A 16,899-nucleotide genomic window follows, 5' to 3' on the forward strand; every position below is an offset into this window, starting at 1 on the left:
CCATGACCACGAAGATCACCGTCGAACGTCCCGGAATGCTCACCACCGTCCAGGACTATCCCGGACGCACCGGTTACTGGCAGATCGGTGTGCCGCCCTCCGGTCCCATGGACGACCTGTCGTTCCGTCTCGGCAACGTCGCCCTCGGCAACGACGAGGGCGCTGCCGGCCTCGAGACCGCCATGGCTGGCCCCGCCCTGCGGTTCACGGAGGAGACCGAGGTGTGCGTGACAGGTGCGCCCGTCACCGTGCGCGTCGACGGCGTCGTCGTCCCGCAGTGGCGGCCCGTCACCGTCCCGGCGGGCGGCCTGCTCGACGTCGGCGCGGTCTCCGGGCCGGGCCTGCGCGTCTACGTCCTCGTTCGCGGTGGTCTCGACGTCCCCGAATTCCTCGGCAGTGCATCGACGTTCACGCTCGGCACGTTCGGCGGTCACGAAGGTCGGACGCTGCGCGAGGGTGACGTCCTCGTCGTGGGGGAGAACGCTCCCGGTACGAGCGCGCCGGTCCCGTCCGAGCACGTGCCTGCTCTGAGCACGCGCTGGGAGATCGCGGTCACCGAAGGTCCGCACGGCGCACCGGAATTCTTCACCCGCGCCGACATCGACGCCCTCTACGCCACCGACTACGAGGTGCACTTCAACTCCGACCGCACCGGCGTGCGGCTCATCGGCCCCAAACCCGAATGGGCACGCACCGACGGCGGCGAAGCGGGCCTGCACCCGTCGAACATCCACGACAACGCCTACTCGGTCGGGGCACTCGACTTCACCGGCGACACCCCGATCCTGCTCGGTCCCGATGGTCCCAGCCTCGGCGGTTTCGTGTGCCCGGTGACGGTCGTCGCCGCCGACCGCTGGAAGCTCGGTCAGCTCGCACCCGGCAACACCGTCAGGTTCGTCCCCGTGAAGTCGCAGCACAGCGCGTCGCGCCGCGAGCTGGGAGTCGGTCGTCGTGCCGGTCTGTCGCTGGTCGCGTCGGGCGGCGGCGACGGCGACGACGGAGTCCTGGCCCGCCGCGACGGGCACACCGCCGTCACCTACCGCCGCAGCGGCGACGACAACGTGCTCGTCGAGTACGGCGACATGACGCTCGATCTGGCGCTGCGGGCCCGCGTGCACGCCCTGCACCAGCGCCTCGAAGCCGACCGTCCCGCGGGTCTGCTCGAACTCACCCCGGGCATCCGGTCGCTGCAGGTCAAGGTCGATCCCGATGTGCTGTCCGTGCCGACCCTGCTCGGTCTGCTCGGCGAGGTCGAGGACACCATCGGTGACAGCAGCGAACTCGAGGTCCCCAGCCGCCAGGTGCGACTCCCGCTCTCCTGGGACGACCCGGCGACCCGCGAGGCCATCCAGCGCTACATGCACGGCGTGCGCTCCGACGCCCCGTGGTGCCCGTGGAACATCGAGTTCATCCGCCGCATGAACGGCCTCGACACCGTCGCCGACGTCTTCGACACCGTCTTCGCCGCCGACTACATGGTCCTCGGCCTCGGCGACGTCTACCTCGGTGCACCGGTCGCGACACCGCTCGACCCGCGGCACCGGCTGGTCACCACCAAGTACAACCCGGCCCGCACGTGGACACCCGAGAACGCGGTCGGGATCGGCGGTGCGTATCTGTGCATCTACGGCATGGAAGGCCCCGGCGGATACCAGTTCGTCGGCCGCACCACCCAGGTGTGGAATCACCGGCACCCGCAGCCGGCCGGGCCCTTCGAGGACGGAACGCCGTGGCTGCTGCGGTTCTTCGACCGGATCTCCTGGTATCCCGTCGACCCCGAGGAACTGCTCGATCTGCGCGCCGATCTCGCGGCCGGTCGTGGCGGGGGAGTGGAGATCACCGACGGGACCTTCTCGCTGGCAGACCACCGGAAATTCCTCGCCGACAACACATCCTCGATCGCGGAGTTCCAGGCGACCCAATCCGTCGCCTTCGCGCAGGAGCGGGCACGGTGGAAGGCGACCGGCGCATGACGACCGCCGAACGGATCCGGCTCGCGGGAACCCGGTTCGAGCGAACCCTGCTGGCGCGTCCGGGCACCGAACCCGACACCACCACCCGGGTCACCTGGGTGCAGGGCGAGAAGTTGTACTGCGATCTGAGACAACCCGCCTCACTGCCTGTGGTGACGGCCTCGACCGCGAACGACATGAACTTCGACGATCTCGTGGCACTCGCGACGCAGGACGGTTTCGCAGGCCGGTTGCTCGACCGCGGCGATCACGTCGAGTGGGAACGCGCCGTGTCGTTCCACCCGCTCGGTCCGACACCCGACGCCGGCAGTCTGGCCCTGCTCGACGCGGACACTATCGCCGAACACGGTGTGTACGAGGACTACACGGAACACTGGCACACCGCCGGCGTCTCGTCCGACATCGAGGAGTATCTGCTCGAGGACATCGACACCGGGGCGACCGCGGTACTCGTGCGGGTGGGGGAGACCTTCGCGTTCGCGCGCGGCCGCGACCGCACCCCCGGATCCGGTTCTCTGCTCGAACGCATCAGGGGGGCGGCGACACTCCGCGAGGCCCGCGCAGTGCTCGACTGCGAGGTCGCCGTCGGCCGAGTGTGCGCCGGCCGATGGAACATCACCGCATCGACTCTCCCGTACCGGATCGGGGACGACCTCGACCCCGCTTTCGGAGACGAAATCCACACAAGTGACGTCACATTCGGCGGAACACCCGTCACGAGGCGGTGGCGTCCGCTCGACCCGAACCTCAGGACGGAACCATGACCTTCACCAGCATCCCCGTCGTCGACGTACACGCACTGGTCTCCGCCGACGACAGCGGACGGGAAGCAGTCGTCGAGGAACTCGGGCGTGCCGCCCGCGAGGTCGGTTTCGCTCAGATCGTCGGGCACGGTATCGATCCCACCCTCATCTCGGGACTGAAGACAGCCGCAGAACGCTTCTTCGCACTGCCCGACGAAACCAAGATGTCGGTCTACATAGGCACTTCGTCGAACCACCGCGGCTATGTGCCGCCGGGTGAGGAGGTGTTCGCCGGTGCCACACCCGATCACAAGGAAGCGTTCGATCTGTCCATCGATCTTCCCGCCGACGATCCGGACTATCTGGCCGGCAATCCACTGCTCGGACCGAACCAGTGGCCCGACCTGCCGGACTTCGAGAAGCCCGTGGGGGCCTACTACGATGCCGTATTCGGTCTGGGCCGTGTGCTTCTGAGGACTTTCTCCGAGACGCTCGGTGAGCCGTCCGACCTGTTCGATCGGTATGTGACGACACCGCCGGCGCAGTTGCGGATGATCCATTATCCCTACGATCCCAGTGCATCCGACCGCCCCGGTATCGGCGCTCACACCGACTACGAAATGTTCACGCTGCTCCTGCCCACGGCGCCGGGGCTCGAAGTGGTCAACGCCGACGGAGACTGGATCGAGGTCCCCTACCGCGACGATGCTTTCGTCCTGAATATCGGTGACCTGCTGGAGATCTGGACGAACGGTGTGTTTACAGCGACGTCACATCGGGTGCGTAAGGTTGCTCAGGAGCGTTACTCGTTCCCCTTGTTCTTCAACGTCGACTACGACACCCGGGTCGAGCCGCTGGAGAGGTTCGTCGACGCGGACGGACCACGATACGACGGAGTGACGGCCGGCGAACATCTGTTCGCGCAGACTGCTCAGAGCTTCACCTATCTCCGCAACCGGCTCGCCTCCGGCGAGATCGTTCTTCCCGACAATGCCCGCCCCCTCTATTCGCTCGGACGCGAAGCCCAACGCAGCGCTCCTGCCGTCTGACCTTCTCCATACGGAGCTGCCATGATCATCACCGGTGTTGCCGTGTGCCTCGTCGTACTTCTCGGGGCCGGCTTCTACTCCACCCGCAAGGTCCGCGGACAGGCGGGCAACTTCCTGCTCGCCGGTCGCTCGCTGGGCGCACCCGTTCTCGCCGTCCTGCTCATGTCCCAGGTCATCGACTCCAACGCGACCCTCGGTTCGGCCGACCTCGCGGCCGGATTCGGATTCTGGGCCGGCGCGGCGATGCCCCTCGGCGTCGCGCTCAGTGTTCTGCTCGTCGGAATCTTCTTCGCGAAGCGCCTGCGGGCGACCGGCGTGGTGACCCTGCCGGAGTTCTTCGCCCGGCGCTTCGGGCGCGGCACCGAGATCACCGGCTCCGTCCTCACCGTGGGCAGCTTCGGCATCCTCCTCGCCGGCAACCTCGTCGCACTGGCCTACCTCCTGCAGTACTTCCTCGGTCTGAACTACACCGCTGCGGTACTGGTGATCATCCCGTTCGTGCTCGCCTACACGATGGCCGGCGGCATGTTCGCGAGCGTCTACACCGGCATGGTCCAGTTCGCCATCATGGCCGTCGGTATCGTCTCCCTCCTCGCATGGGTGGCCCTCGGTCCCGGCTTCACCCACGGTGACGGCCTCGGCATCGGCGATCTCGGGCAGCTCACCGACCCGGCGCAGGGCGCCGCGATCAACTGGGCCACGATCGTTGCTCTCGGACTCGGCAACCTCGTCGCGATCGACCTGATGCAGCGTGTGTTCTCCGCCAAGTCGCCGCACGCGGCGCAGCGCGCATGCTTCTCCGCGGCGACCGGCATCCTCGTGCTGTGCGTGCCGCTGTCCTTCGTCGCTCTCGCCGCGGTCTCGATCGTCGGTGACAGCGCTGCCGACGCGCCGATCCTCTACGTCCTGCTCGGACAGTACACCCCTCAGTGGTTGTCGATCCTGGTCCTGTCCGGTCTGGTCACCGCGTCGCTGACCACCATCAGTGGGGTGCTGCTGTCCACTGCGACGGTCCTGGTGCGCAATGTCTTCCGAGTCGGCGGCGAGAACGCCGCGATGTCCTCGGACGTCATGAAGGCCACGCGCCTCCTCATGCTGCCCATGGCGGCCTTCGGCGCGCTCGTCGCCCTGCGCGTTCCGCAGACGGGCGTCCTTCTCACCCTCACCTTCGACCTTCTGCTGGCCTCGCTCGTCGTTCCGTTCATCCTCGGGCTGTTCTGGTCGCGTGGGGACGGGCGTGCCGTGGCGGCCGCCGCGATCGCCGGCATCACGGTGCGTGCCGGCTTCTTCGTCCTCACCCCGACGATCTACGGCGTCGACAACACCCTGCTGTACATCCCGAACTCACTGGTCACCTCGTCCGTCGACGGCTGGACCACCTTCATCGGATTCCTGGTGTCGCTGGTCGCCTACGTGACGGTCGCGCTGGTGCGACGCCCCGTCCGCGCGGTCACCGTTCCGGAGCCGGCCGTCCTGCCTGCGAAGCAACCGGTCGCGGTGTAGCTCGCGCGCCGAACCGGGGTTCGCTACCGCAACACGCGGGGCGAACCCCGGTTCACCGCGTCAGAGATCGACGAGTGTTTCGATGTCCTGAACGAGGGAGAACAGGGGAGCGCACTGTTTCTCGGAAGGAATCGGTTCGTTGTCGTAGGGGAAGTGCAACCACGAGCTGACGAGAACGCCGAATTTCGTGTCCAGGATGATCGCGCAATCGTTGCGGTCATGCTGGAGGAGCGCTCTCCTGCTATTGATCGTGATCTCGGTGGAGATATCGCGGTCGCGCTCGAGATATTCCTCGTAGGAGACATTGCCGGCGAGGAAAGTGATCGCGTAGGAATCCTTGTGGTCGGTCGTCTGGGCGAAGCTCTTCCATGAGCAGCTGATGAATGTGTACGTGCCGAAGGGAAGATCGGTGAGATCCTTGCTACGGTCGTCGAAACCTCTTTCGAGAAGTATCTCCATCGGAACATCCAGGCACGGATCGAAAGTGATGTCAGGTCGTTCCGAATCGTCGACGACGCGAGGCGTACGTACGGTCGTGGCGACCTCCATCATGATTCGTCCTGCGTCGACTTCTCGGTCCACCGAATCCTCGATCCGCTCGACGAAGCTTCTGGTCCGGCTGCATCGTGCGTCGTCCGTCATCGGCTGCATCTCGCGTGTGAGGTTGTGGTGCTTGATGCTGATCAGGCCGAATCGGGTGCTCATCGATATCTCGCAGCTGTTTGTTACGTTCGGGTCGAACTTGACGAGGGCGGGACGACCGCTGACTGTTGTCTCGGTGGTGTTCTCGGGGTCCCGCTTGTAGGCTTCGTCGAGCGTCCTGTTCGACGCCAGCAGGTACAGGTCGAACCAACCCGTATCGTTACTGTCCGGGGGAATGCTGTCGAAGGTGCACAGGATCGACGTGTAACCACCGGAGGTGTGCTCGGACTTCTGCCCGGTGGAGAGGTCGACACGTTCCGCACGGAAGGCCTCCTCCGGAATGTCCGCACATGGATCGAATGTGATTTGTGCATGCACTTCCGGGTCGACCGCTTTCGGTGTGTCGTTGGTGGGAAACACGCCTTCGGCCGCGATCGATGCCGGCCCTGGAGAATGGCTGCATCCCGCAACAAGAATCACTGTTATTGCAACTGCCGTCACCGACTTCGTGACGACTGTCGTCCACCTACGCACGTGACCCCCCGATCCGTTTCTGCCGGCGGGACGTTAGCACGTTCCTTCCTCAGCCCCGCACGGCGCAGTGATTGCTTGCGCGCCGCACCGGGGTTCGCTACCGCAACACGCGGGGCGAACCCCGGTTCACCGCGTCAGCTTCGCGGCGCGACGCGCAGCCTGCCGGAGTCTCTCCGTCACGACGTCGAACCGCTCCAATTCCGCCCACGTCCAGCGCACCACTTCGTAGCCCGCGTCGCGGATCGCGTCCTGCCGGAGCTTCTCGTCGAACACGTCGCGCGGGTCGGAATACTTGATCCGCCCGTCGAACTCGCCGACGACGCCGTTCTCCCAGAAGAAGTCGACGCGATAGCGCCGCCCGTTCCCGCCCACGATCTCGTACTGGAGGATCGGTCGCGGCAGTCCTGCTTCCGCAATGCGTAGACGCGACAGCGATTCGCCCGCACTCTCGCTGCGACCGTCCAGAAACGGCACCACTGTGCGGGCACGAGCCAGGCCGTGGCGGGTCCGGGCATCGGCCAGCGCCCGCGAAACCTGTTCACGCATACCGGGGTACAGGCGAAGAGCGGAATCGCCTGCGATGACGGCCTGCTCCTTCGGGAGCGTGCGCGCGAGGTCGACGACGGTGCGGGCAATCGACGTGACGGCTACTCCGTCGACGACCACCACGTCGTCGCCGAGTTCGGTCGGATGCACGTGGATCTGCGAGGTGACACGACCGCGCCGCGTGGCGGGCCGGGAGATGTGGACGAGGTCGAGCGGTACGTCCCACAGTTCGAGGCCGTGCAGTGCCGCCGCCGACACGTGGCTGAGCGCCTCGTCGGGACCGAGCGTCGCTCCGACATGCCGGGCACGGACACGGTGGACGCCGACGGGTCCGATCGCGTCGACGTCACAGCGGTGCAGATAGCACCCGCGCCCGACCCGTACGAGTGAGCCGGTGCGAACGCCGGTGCGGATCTCGGTGTCCGAGAGACCCGCGACGGCGAGCGAGGTGTTGGTGAGAATGTTCGGATCTGTCACGACGACGATCCTGCGCGGAGCGACACCCACCGAACCCGCGACGACCTCCCGATCCGGTGTACCTGTGGATCGATCGCGGGGTTGGGGACAAACTCCTGTTCGGAGGCCGTTGACGCGCCGAACCGAGGTTCGCGCGTGCTACAGCGGCGGCGAACCCCGTTTCGGCGCGTTCTCTACTTCTCGAAGACGATGTCCTCGATGAGCGTGTGCTGCTCGACCGCGGAGGGTGCCTGCATGCCCGGAGCCTGATCGTCCGAGTGCGACGCCTTGAACGAGTCCGAACGCAGCCACGCGAGGAAGTCTTCCTTGGAGTCGAACTCCATGGTGGACACGTAGGGCAGGCCGTCGGCTGCGGGACGCATCAACGTCGTGCGGTTGAGGCCCGGCACTCCGTCGAGCGTCGAACGCATGCTCTCGACGAAGACCTTTTCGAATGCCTCGGTGGTATCGGCAGGAACGTCGATGCGGTTGGTGATGACGTACACGGTGACCCTTTCTGAGAAGTCGTGGCGGACCCGGGAGCCCTCAGGAATTATAACGACACCCTGTCGATAACCTACGGTCCGTGCCCGCTCACGATGCGCGGATCGGTGAAGCCGGCCCGATCGACATCTCCCAGAACTGCGCGTAGCGGCCGCCGCGACGCACCAGTTCATCGTGGGTTCCCTCCTCGACGATTCGCCCTCGGTCCAGGAACACGATCCGGTCGGCGTCGCGGACGGTGTGCAACCGATGCGCGACCATCAGCACCGTCCGTCCCGCCGTGAGCCGCTCCAACCCGGCGCGGACGACCGCCTCGTTCTCCGGGTCCAGGGCGGACGTCGTCTCGTCCAACAGGACGATCGGCGCGTCCTTGAGCAGTGCTCGCGCGATCGACACCCGCTGCCGTTCCCCGCCGGACAACATCGCGCCGCCTTCACCGACTCGCGACGACCAGCCGTCGGGTAGGCGTTCGATCACCTCGTCCAGCCCCGCGGCGGCACCAGCGGCGCGCACCTCGTCGTCGGTCGCATCCGCACGTCCGAGCCGCACGTTCTCCTCGAGGGTCTCATCGAACAGGTAGACGTCCTGGAAGACCACCGCGATCTGCGACATCAGCACGTCGGTCGCGATGTCCCGCACGTCCACCCCGCCGGTCCGCACGGACCCCGCATCCACGTCGTGGAACCGTGCGAGCAGTTGCAGCAGCGTGCTCTTCCCGGCGCCGGACGGCCCGACCACCGCGAACCGCCGGCCCTGCGGCACCGCCAGCGACAACCCGTCGATCACCGTACGACCGTCCCGCCGGAAGGCCACCGAGTCGAACTTGATGTCGTGACCGTGCGGTCGCGCCGGACGAACCGGCTCGGGGAGGGGAGGGGTGCTCAGGAAGGCGTCGAGTCGTGTCAGTTCGCCGCGGGCGGCGCGCAGCTTTCCGCCGATCTCCGACAGTGACAACAGCGGTTCGGCGCAGCGACCTGCGAGGACGACGAGTGCCAACATGTCCGGCACCGCGAGGCTCCCGCCGATCACAAGGTAGGTGCCCAGTGCCAGCAGCGCGGTGAACGCCGCCTGCACGGTGACCGTCGTGCCGACGATGCCCGGCACGGCTGCGAGCGTCGAACGCCGCGAAGCACGCCGGATACCGTCGAGCGAGTCGTCGAGCAACCGGAAGCGTTCGACGGTTCGCCCGCCCGCGCGTAGGACAGGCTGTGCCTGAAGATATTCGACGACGCGAGCGGTGGCCTCGTGATCGCGTGCGGCGCGTTCGATATCGGTCGCCGCGGTGGTGCGCGCCGACCACATCTGCACCGCGGTCACCACGGGGATCGCCGCGGCGGCCGCCAGGCCCATCCGCAGGTCGTAGGCGGTCATCACCACCACGATGGTCAGCGGGGTCACGCATGCCGAGACGAACGGCGCGAGCATGTGAGCGATCACGCTCATCGATTGCAGGACACCACGACTCGCCGTCGCCGACAGTTCGCCGACCAGGTCGGCGCGATACCAGCCGAGCGGCAATCGTACGAGCTGGTCGCCCAGCCGGTGATAGACGCCGCGCAGCAGCGAGGTCCCGACGCGGAAACCCGACAGGTCGCTGACGTAGCGCAGCACCGCGTAGACCGCGACCGACGCCCCGAATCCGATCAGCCAGGGTCCGACGTCCGAGGGGGCGTCCCCGAACAGGATGCGCAGCACCGGGACGAGGAAGGCGTACGACAACCCCTCGGCGATCGCGCATCCCACCATGAGCGCCAGCGTCCGGCGCAGCGGGCCGGCGTGTTCGCGTCCGAGTGTGCGGAACAGTGTGGTGATCATCGTGCTCTGCTTCCTTGCAGGTCGGAACCTGCGGACGGTTGGAGGGAGCCCTCGCGGACGAGAACGTCCTCCGGTGAACCCTGTTCGACGATCGCTCCGTCCTCGAGAACCACGACCGTGTCCGCCCCGGTGATCGTCTCCGGTCGGTGCGTGACGGTCAGGATGGTCCGGTTGCCGCGCAAACGGGTGAGGGCAGCGTGGATCGCACCTTCGGTCCGGGGATCGGCGAAGGCCGTCGCCTCGTCGAGCACCAGCACCGGTGCATCGGTGAGCAGTGCCCGCGCGAGCGACAGGCGTTGCCTCTCCCCGCCGGACAGTTCGACCCCCTCTCCGAGGATCGTGTCGTATCCGTGGGGCAGTTCGACGATCCGCTCGTGGATGTCGGCCGCAACGGCTGCGCGGACCACGGCGTCGCGGTCGGCGTGCGGGACGGCCAGGGCGATGTTGTCGGCGATCGACGCACGCAGCAGACGAACGTCCTGGAAGACACATGCGATCGTGCGGTAGAGCGTCCTGCTCCCGACCTCCCGCAGGTCGACGCCACCGAGAGTGATCGTGCCGTGGGTCGGATCGAAGAAGCGCAGCAACAGTGTCGCCAGGGTGGACTTCCCACTGCCGGACGGACCCACCAGGGCGGTGACCGTCCCCGACTCGAGTGTCAGGTCGATGCCCCGGAGGACCTCGTGCGCATCCGAATAGCCGAAGCGGACGTCGTGCAGGTCGATCCGGTGCCCGCTCGGCGCTATCGGCCGCTCGGGTTCCGGCACCGGTGGCACGTCCAGCACCTCCCGGATCCGCTCGACGGCGCGCCGGGCGGCCAGGATGTCGTCGAATCCGTGGCCCAACGCCGCGATCGGGGTGGTCAGCCCCACGCCGAGGAGCACGAAGGGCAGCAGATCCGCCGCGGGCATACTGCCGCCCGTGATCAGGATCGAACTGCCGATCAGCACGGTCAGGAGCACGAACGGCGGCGAGAGGGCGAGTTGCATCCCCGCTGCCACGCCGGAGACGCCGCGCACCCATCGCGTGAAGGTCGAGACGAAATCGTCTGCTGCCGTGACGAATCTGTTCCGGGACCGGCGAGTGTCCCCGAAGACCTTCACGACCGAGATGCCGTTCACGAATTCGACGACCACATCGGCGATGCGTCCCATCGCGTCGTCGAACTCCTCCTGCTCCCGTCGCCGGGCCGCAGTGGACAGCAGGGGAACCAGCGACACGGCCAGGACGATCGGGATCATGGTGATCAGCGTCAGCCGCCAGTCGACTGTGAACAGGTAGACCGCCGACACGGCCGGAACGAGGAAGGCGTTGACCATCTCGCCGGGCGTGTGCGCGATGAACGGGTGAACGGCGGAGACGTCGTCGCCGACGACCTTCGCGAGTTCACCCGTTCGGCGACGGGAGAACCAGCCGATCGGGACCTTGCCGAGGTGACGTGCGAGTTCGCGGCGGAACGCCAGCTGCACGGAGCCGTCGAGGCCGTGCGCGAGGCCGGATCCGATCGACGTGAGGACGAGTCGGGCGAAGAGTCCGAGTGCGCCGACGACGACGGCGGTCCAGGCGCGGGACTGGTCGACCGGTCCCGGCGCGAGGAGCGTCCGGCCGACCTCGGCGACGGCGAGAAGCGGAACGAGACCCGCGATACCGCCCGCGGCCTGGAGGGCCACACTCGCAGTGAACCTGCCGACGAACGGCCGCAGCAGCGACGACAGTGTTCGCCGCGACGCCGGATCCGTCTCGGGGAAGGATGTTTCCGTGGATGTCATGATGTCCGTGCTTTCGTCGGCCCTCGGACCGGGGCTGCGTCGCCGGTAGTCTCGGCGGGCGCGCCGGTCCGGGGGAGAACGGTGAATGCGATCGCGGCAGCGACGACGAGAAGCACTGCACCCAGCGCGAATCCGAGCGCGTAGCCGCTGTTCATGCTCTCGGGTGTCGTGAGTGGACCGATCCGGTGGTGTGCGGCGGTACCGAGAACGGCGAGTCCGAGCGACGCACCGATCTGCCGCGACGTATTGAGAAGTCCGGAGGCCGTGCCCATCTCGCGTGCGTCCACCCCCGAGGTCGCGACGGACACCACCGGACCGAGGCAGAGTCCGAACCCGATGCCGACGACGACGGCCGGTCCCAGAACGTCGGTGACGAACGACCCGTCGGCGCTGATCAGACCGAACCATGCGAACCCGCAAGCGCTGAGAAGCCCACCGGCGACGAGGAGGGTGCGCGCCGCCACGCGGTAGCCGAGCTTGACGGCGACCACCGATCCGACGATGACACCCACGGCCACCGGCAGGGTCATCAGACCCGTGGCAGCCGGGCTGTTGCCGAGTACCTGCTGTAGATACAGCGAGACGAAATAGAACGCCGACCCGATGGTGGCGCCCACCAGCAGGTTGAAGGCGTTCGCCCCGCTCACCGACCGGTTGGCGAAGAGGCCGAGCCGGATCAGCGGGTCGCGGCGGGTGGTTCGCTCGACGTGGACGAACGCCACCAGCAGGGCGACGGCCGCGGCGAGGGTGACGAGCGTGATCGTCGAGGTCCAGCCGTGGCGGTCGGTACGCACGAGTGCGAACACCAGGGCTGTCGTGCCGGCGGTGCCGAGAATCGCTCCGAGCACGTCCGGGCGACCGCGCCGCACGGGTACTCCGTCGACTCCCACACCCAGACGGGTCAGCGCGAGTGCTGCAGCGGCCATGGGCACGTTGACGAACATGACCCACCGCCATCCGGCGTATTCGGTGAGGACGCCGCCGATGATGAGACCGAAGGCGGCACCGCCGGCATTCATGGCGCTCCATATCCCGAAGGCGCGAACCCGGGCGCGGCCGTCGGGGAAGGTCGACGACAGCAGTGCCAGCGCGGCCGGCGCGAGGGCTGCAGCCCCGACACCCTGCATCGCTCGTGCGGCGACGAGGTGGCCGGGTGCTGCAGCGAACCCGCCGAGCAGCGAGGCGAGACCGAACACGCCCAGTCCTACGAGGAGAGCCCGCTTGTGCCCGTAGAGATCGGCCGCGCGTCCTCCGAGGAGGAGCAGACCGCCGAAGAACAGTGCGTAGGCGTGGATCACCCACGTCGCTCCCATCGGGTCGAAATGCAACCCCTCGGTGATCCGGGGGAGTCCGATGTTCGCGACGGACAGATCCAGCGACACCATGAACTGCACGGTCGCGACGGCTGCAAGGGTGTATCCGGGCCTCGTTGTGTCAGTCATGCCGGTCGGCCCTTTCGGTCGGGGGCAGGACCCAGGCGGCCATGACAGCGGTGATGCCCGGCAGCAGCGGGATCACCAGCAGGGTGATGCCCAGCCACAGCGGGACGATCGGGTTGTAGTGTTCGCCCGCGTATCCGACGTCGAACAGCAGCACGCAGGTTCCGATCACGAACAGTGTCGTCACCACAGCGCGGACCGCGACGTCCTTCTTCGCGCTCCACAGCGCGCCGAGCCAGCCGGCCAGGCCGAGGACGCCCACGATCACGAGGTATCCGGCGATCGCGTTCCGGTCGAGGTTCACATTGTCGGGTCCCCATTCGGGATATGCGTTCTGCACGTGCTGCTCGATCGATCCGATCATCCACACGTCCAGCAGAGGGAGTGCGATGCAGAGGATCTGCAGGCACGCGCCGAGGGTGAGGGCCTGCACAAGGTTGGGCCGGCGTTTCGTCGTACGAATTTCGGTTCGGACGGTCATGCCGGACTCCTCTCTTACGGTGTATGACTTACGTCGGCGATGGTAGTCTTACGTCGTAAGAGTGGCAAGGAGGTTTTCATGGGATCGACGCGCGCGCAGGGTCGGCACGCCGGACTGACCCGGCAGCAGGTGCTCCATGCAGCGGTGCAGATGGTCGACCGGGAAGGTGCGGCCGCGCTGTCGATGCGGAAGCTGGCACGTGAGCTGGACGTGGAAGCGATGACGCTGTACCACCACGTGAAGAACAAACAGGGACTCGAGGACGCCATCGTCCAGTACGTGATGGACGAAGCGCTCACCGGAGCCGAGACCGACGCTCCGTGGCGGAGGGTCCTCGAGGGCTACGGCCGGGCCTTCCATCGCGGCTTGCTCGCGCACCCCGGGGTAGTACCGTTCTTTGCGTCCCGTCCGGCGGTCACCTCGGGCAATGCCGTGCACCTGGAGAAGATGCTCGAGGTGTTGCGGGACGCCGGATTCACGCCGCAGGATGCGCTCCTCGTGATCCAGACACTGGCCGCCATCGTGCTGGGCCAGCACAGCGCACCACCGGCAGACGACGGCGATCCGGGCATCGATACCGAAGCCCTCGCCGAGTTCCCGTTGTTCGTCGAAGCGATCGGATCCGGTGTGCCGTCCGTGGAGTCGCGGGTGGAGTTCGCGCTGCAGGCGTTCATCGCCGGGCTGAAGGAACCGAGCAGCGCCGCAATATAGTTCGCGCGCCGAACCGGGGTTCGCTACCGCAACACGCCGCGCGAGCCCCGGTTCAGCGCGTCAGCTTCGCGACCTGTCCGCACCCGTCACAGAAGATCTCGGCATTTCGTGAGACAGGAACCGCGACGTAATGAGGATCGGACGACTCACGCGCCGGGGCGACTCACGACCACGGCGTCCTCGGTCGTGGGATTGCCGATCGTCGGATCCGGGCTCCAACCGAGGATCGGCGGCACGAAGACGCACTCCAGCGGCCCTGCCGAACCCGGATCGAGCGCGTCGAGGACGAACCATGCCGCGTTCGGGTCGTTGACGATGCCGGCATGTTCGACGAAGTCGTTCGCGCAGTGGTCCTGCAGCACGATGTTTGTCGCGTTGGGCGCCTCGCGGTAGCCACTGGTGTGCGGGAGGACGATCTCCTCGTAGCGGGTCATGATGTTCGTGTACGTCACCTCGTCGGCGTAGACGCCGGCCTCCTGGATTGTGTGGATCCAATCCGATCCGGCAAGGACCTGCGGGCACGCACCGCATCCGACGAAGTGGGCGAGATTCTCCACGTCCTGCCGCACACCGACGTGCTCGAACAGTTCGAACGACGCCGCGAGCAGGAAGGCGTGGCTGCCCTCGTAGACCGGTCCGAGCGAAATGTAATCGTCGACCTTCTCGTTGCCGCCGAGGAACTTCACGTACCAGACGGGCATCAGGGTGCCCTGCGAGTGACCCACGAGGTCGACCTTCTCCGCGCCGGTCGCGACAAGGACCTCGTCGACGAAATCGGAGAGCTGCTGTGCGCTGTCCTCCATCGGCAGCAGCCCACCGACGGAATTCAACGGCCAGGGGAGGTCGGCATGGTTGCCGTAAGTGAGAGCGAAGACGCAATAGCCCTCGTTCGCGAGAAGAGGCCCGAGATACGACCAGTTGTTGTGCCGGTTGAGCACCGTGCCGTGGACGAGCACGACGGGATCCGGGTGTTCCTGCGACGGGACGCAGTCCCAGTCGTTCGTGCCGAGCGCGTTACCGTTCGGGTCGCCGAATTCGTGGGCGAACCCGTCCAGGAACGTCTTTCCGACGGGCAGGGGAGGAGCGGTCTCCTCTGCGACTGCCGTTCCTGCCCCGACCACAGCGAAGGCGACCGCGAGTACCGCGGCGACCCATGAGCGTACGTGCATTCCCATCCCCCCGAAGTATGTGGATGGGCAAGGAAGTTAACAGAAATTCTTCCTACTGGGGGAGCGTGGTTCCCGCGGGTGTCAGGCCTCGGTGTCTTCCGGGGAGCGCGCGGACTCCACTGCAGCAGTCATGGAGCCGAGGAACTCCCGCACGACCTCCAGTTGCGACTCGGAGAAGGACTCGAGCGCAGTGGATGCCCGCGCGAAGAGCGGACCGAAGAAATCCCATCCGAGTTTCTCGGCCGCCGGGGTCACGCGCAGGATGACGCGCCGCCGGTCGTCGCTGTCGCGATCCCGCCGCACGTGACCGGCCCGTTCGAGCCTGTCGACGAGTGCGGTGATCGATGCGGTGTTGAGCCGCAGGTGCTCGGCGAGCCAGCCGGGTGTCGCGATCTCCCCGGCCCGTTCCCGGTCGAGAAGTCCGATCAGTGCTCGCAGATCGGTGGGATGCAGCGCGTGTTTCTGTGCGAATTCGGCGCCGAGCAGATCGAGTTGCACGGTGAGCGCGCGCAACCGGTGGATCATGTCGAGTTTGCCGTCGTCCGTCATGTCACCTCCGCCTCTCGACAGACTCTACTCGTCCACCTAGTATCTCGATCATCGAGATATTCGACGGTGGAGGTTCCGATGCTCCGGTCACCACGCACATCGTTCGCAGAATCCGACGAGGGCCGCGCCTTCCACGCCGCGTACGACGCGCTCCTCGCGAAATGGCCGCGCGGCACCGTGATCCACGATCTCGACTCCCGCTTCGGCACCGCCCGCGTCACCGAGTACGGGCCACCCGACGCACCGCCGGTCCTGCTGCTCCCGGGTGCCGGCGCCACGTCGATGACCTGGTTCGCCAACGCCGCAGCGCTGGGGGAGACCCACCGCGTGCTGGCCGTCGACATCATCGGCGACGTCGGACGCAGCGTCGCCGGTGGTGATCCCGTACGCAGCGTCGACGATCTGCTCGAATGGCTCGGCTCCGTCGCCGATGCTCTCGGGGCGACGCGGTGCGCACTCGCCGGTCACTCGTACGGTGCGATGATCGCGCTCGCGGCAGCCGTGCGGACTCCCGAACGGGTCGGCCGGCTCGTGTTGCTCGACCCCACCTCGTGCTTTGTCGGGATGCGGTTCGGCTATCTCCTGCGGGCACTTCCGGTTCTCGTCCGGCCCACCGCTGCCCGCGAACGGGCATTCCTCGAGTGGGAAACCCGAGGGGCGCAACTCGATCCCGACTGGGTCACCCTGATGGCGCTGGGCGCGGCACACTTCCCGACCGCGAAGACGATCGTGCCCCGGCGTCCGTCGTCCGAGGAGTTGGGACGGTGCACAGTCGACACCACGGTGGTGCTCGCTCCGTTCGGGCGCGTCCACGACCCCGACGAGGTGGCCCGCGCAGCGCGGAAGGCGCTGCCGTCCTGTCGAGCCGTCACTCTCACCGCCGGTACCCACCACACCCTGCCGATGTACCCGAGCGACGAGGTCGACGTCGTGCTGCGGGATGCACTGGGTGCCGGTGCGCCCGTCGAACTGGATTGTGACCCAGATCACCAGTAAATGTTCGATTGTCCGTTTCC

The 16,899-nt window shown here is 67.0% G+C and carries 15 protein-coding genes; 6 read left to right on the plus strand and 9 right to left on the minus strand.

What is annotated here, in order from left to right:
* Positions 1-2 precede the first annotated feature (2 nt).
* From LPH33_RS07435 to LPH33_RS07450, 4 genes are read left to right on the plus strand one after another with little or no spacing between them, the layout of a single operon-like run.
* Entirely contained in the window at positions 3-1,973 is a 1,971-nt protein-coding gene (locus LPH33_RS07435; protein WP_229567625.1) for a 5-oxoprolinase/urea amidolyase family protein, read from the plus strand.
* The gene (locus tag LPH33_RS07440; protein ID WP_229567626.1) at positions 1,970-2,737 is read left to right on the plus strand and encodes a hypothetical protein; all 768 of its coding nucleotides are present in this window, start codon (positions 1,970-1,972) and stop codon (positions 2,735-2,737) included. The genes LPH33_RS07435 and LPH33_RS07440 overlap by 4 nt, the downstream gene beginning before the upstream one ends.
* Entirely contained in the window at positions 2,734-3,765 is a 1,032-nt protein-coding gene (locus tag LPH33_RS07445) for an isopenicillin N synthase family dioxygenase (protein ID WP_229567627.1), read from the plus strand. Before LPH33_RS07440 ends, LPH33_RS07445 begins: the two co-directional genes overlap by 4 nt.
* A 21-nt stretch (positions 3,766-3,786) precedes the next feature.
* The gene (locus LPH33_RS07450; RefSeq protein ID WP_229567628.1) at positions 3,787-5,268 is read left to right on the plus strand and encodes a sodium:solute symporter family protein; all 1,482 of its coding nucleotides are present in this window, start codon (positions 3,787-3,789) and stop codon (positions 5,266-5,268) included.
* A 60-nt stretch (positions 5,269-5,328) separates the two neighbouring features.
* Here LPH33_RS07450 and LPH33_RS07455 read toward each other — a convergent pair whose 3' ends face one another.
* From LPH33_RS07455 to LPH33_RS07485, 7 genes are all read right to left on the minus strand, one after another.
* Positions 5,329-6,411 (minus strand): DUF3558 domain-containing protein, encoded by a 1,083-nt coding sequence (locus LPH33_RS07455; RefSeq protein WP_229567629.1) that lies wholly within the window; start codon positions 6,409-6,411, stop codon positions 5,329-5,331.
* Between the two features lie 159 nt (positions 6,412-6,570).
* Complete coding sequence (locus LPH33_RS07460; protein WP_160877516.1) at positions 6,571-7,467, minus strand: hypothetical protein; 897 nt, start codon at positions 7,465-7,467, stop codon at positions 6,571-6,573.
* Positions 7,468-7,640: 173 nt separating this feature from the next.
* Positions 7,641-7,952 carry an antibiotic biosynthesis monooxygenase family protein gene (locus LPH33_RS07465; RefSeq protein WP_016694228.1) on the minus strand — a complete coding sequence of 104 codons (312 nt, stop codon included), beginning with the start codon at positions 7,950-7,952 and terminating at the stop codon, positions 7,641-7,643.
* A gap of 88 nt (positions 7,953-8,040) precedes the next feature.
* A complete protein-coding gene (locus LPH33_RS07470) occupies positions 8,041-9,765 on the minus strand; it encodes an ABC transporter ATP-binding protein (RefSeq protein WP_229567630.1) in 1,725 nt (574 codons plus the stop codon).
* Positions 9,762-11,534 carry an ABC transporter ATP-binding protein gene (locus LPH33_RS07475; protein ID WP_033097355.1) on the minus strand — a complete coding sequence of 591 codons (1,773 nt, stop codon included), beginning with the start codon at positions 11,532-11,534 and terminating at the stop codon, positions 9,762-9,764. The genes LPH33_RS07470 and LPH33_RS07475 overlap by 4 nt, the downstream gene beginning before the upstream one ends.
* On the minus strand, positions 11,531-12,976 hold the full coding sequence (locus LPH33_RS07480; protein WP_229567631.1) for an MFS transporter: 1,446 nt from the start codon (positions 12,974-12,976) through the stop codon (positions 11,531-11,533). Before LPH33_RS07480 ends, LPH33_RS07475 begins: the two co-directional genes overlap by 4 nt.
* Positions 12,969-13,454 (minus strand): hypothetical protein, encoded by a 486-nt coding sequence (locus LPH33_RS07485; protein ID WP_052040058.1) that lies wholly within the window; start codon positions 13,452-13,454, stop codon positions 12,969-12,971. Before LPH33_RS07485 ends, LPH33_RS07480 begins: the two co-directional genes overlap by 8 nt.
* A gap of 78 nt (positions 13,455-13,532) precedes the next feature.
* Between LPH33_RS07485 and LPH33_RS07490 the strand changes: the two genes are divergently transcribed.
* Positions 13,533-14,165, plus strand: coding sequence for a TetR/AcrR family transcriptional regulator C-terminal domain-containing protein (locus tag LPH33_RS07490; RefSeq protein ID WP_229567632.1), 633 nt, complete (start codon positions 13,533-13,535; stop codon positions 14,163-14,165).
* 146 nt (positions 14,166-14,311) lie between these two features.
* Here the strand turns inward: LPH33_RS07490 and LPH33_RS07495 are convergent, their stop codons facing one another.
* Together LPH33_RS07495 and LPH33_RS07500 are read right to left on the minus strand one after the other, a co-directional pair.
* Entirely contained in the window at positions 14,312-15,340 is a 1,029-nt protein-coding gene (locus LPH33_RS07495; RefSeq protein ID WP_229567633.1) for an esterase/lipase family protein, read from the minus strand.
* 75 nt (positions 15,341-15,415) lie between these two features.
* Positions 15,416-15,883, minus strand: coding sequence for a MarR family winged helix-turn-helix transcriptional regulator (locus LPH33_RS07500; RefSeq protein WP_033097359.1), 468 nt, complete (start codon positions 15,881-15,883; stop codon positions 15,416-15,418).
* 78 nt (positions 15,884-15,961) lie between these two features.
* Between LPH33_RS07500 and LPH33_RS07505 the strand changes: the two genes are divergently transcribed.
* Positions 15,962-16,879, plus strand: a complete 918-nt coding sequence (locus LPH33_RS07505) for an alpha/beta fold hydrolase (RefSeq protein ID WP_229567635.1) — start codon at positions 15,962-15,964, stop codon at positions 16,877-16,879.
* Positions 16,880-16,899 lie beyond the last annotated feature (20 nt).

Source organism: Rhodococcus sp. RDE2 (assembly GCF_020885655.1).
Taxonomy (GTDB): Bacteria; Actinomycetota; Actinomycetes; order Mycobacteriales; family Mycobacteriaceae; genus Rhodococcus; species Rhodococcus pyridinivorans.

Excerpts from the sequence above, each read along its gene's own strand:
- LPH33_RS07505 (WP_229567635.1), top strand. The coding sequence starts at position 15,962 with ATGCTCCGGTCACCACGCACATCGTTCGCAGAATCCGACGAGGGCCGC.
- LPH33_RS07440 (WP_229567626.1), top strand. The coding sequence starts at position 1,970 with ATGACGACCGCCGAACGGATCCGGCTCGCGGGAACCCGGTTCGAGCGA.
- LPH33_RS07445 (WP_229567627.1), top strand. The coding sequence starts at position 2,734 with ATGACCTTCACCAGCATCCCCGTCGTCGACGTACACGCACTGGTCTCC.
- LPH33_RS07470 (WP_229567630.1), bottom strand. The coding sequence starts at position 9,765 with ATGATCACCACACTGTTCCGCACACTCGGACGCGAACACGCCGGCCCG.
- LPH33_RS07475 (WP_033097355.1), bottom strand. The coding sequence starts at position 11,534 with ATGACATCCACGGAAACATCCTTCCCCGAGACGGATCCGGCGTCGCGG.
- LPH33_RS07450 (WP_229567628.1), top strand. The coding sequence starts at position 3,787 with ATGATCATCACCGGTGTTGCCGTGTGCCTCGTCGTACTTCTCGGGGCC.
- LPH33_RS07495 (WP_229567633.1), bottom strand. The coding sequence starts at position 15,340 with ATGGGAATGCACGTACGCTCATGGGTCGCCGCGGTACTCGCGGTCGCC.
- LPH33_RS07485 (WP_052040058.1), bottom strand. The coding sequence starts at position 13,454 with ATGACCGTCCGAACCGAAATTCGTACGACGAAACGCCGGCCCAACCTT.
- LPH33_RS07490 (WP_229567632.1), top strand. The coding sequence starts at position 13,533 with ATGGGATCGACGCGCGCGCAGGGTCGGCACGCCGGACTGACCCGGCAG.
- LPH33_RS07500 (WP_033097359.1), bottom strand. The coding sequence starts at position 15,883 with ATGACGGACGACGGCAAACTCGACATGATCCACCGGTTGCGCGCGCTC.
- LPH33_RS07480 (WP_229567631.1), bottom strand. The coding sequence starts at position 12,976 with ATGACTGACACAACGAGGCCCGGATACACCCTTGCAGCCGTCGCGACC.
- LPH33_RS07435 (WP_229567625.1), top strand. The coding sequence starts at position 3 with ATGACCACGAAGATCACCGTCGAACGTCCCGGAATGCTCACCACCGTC.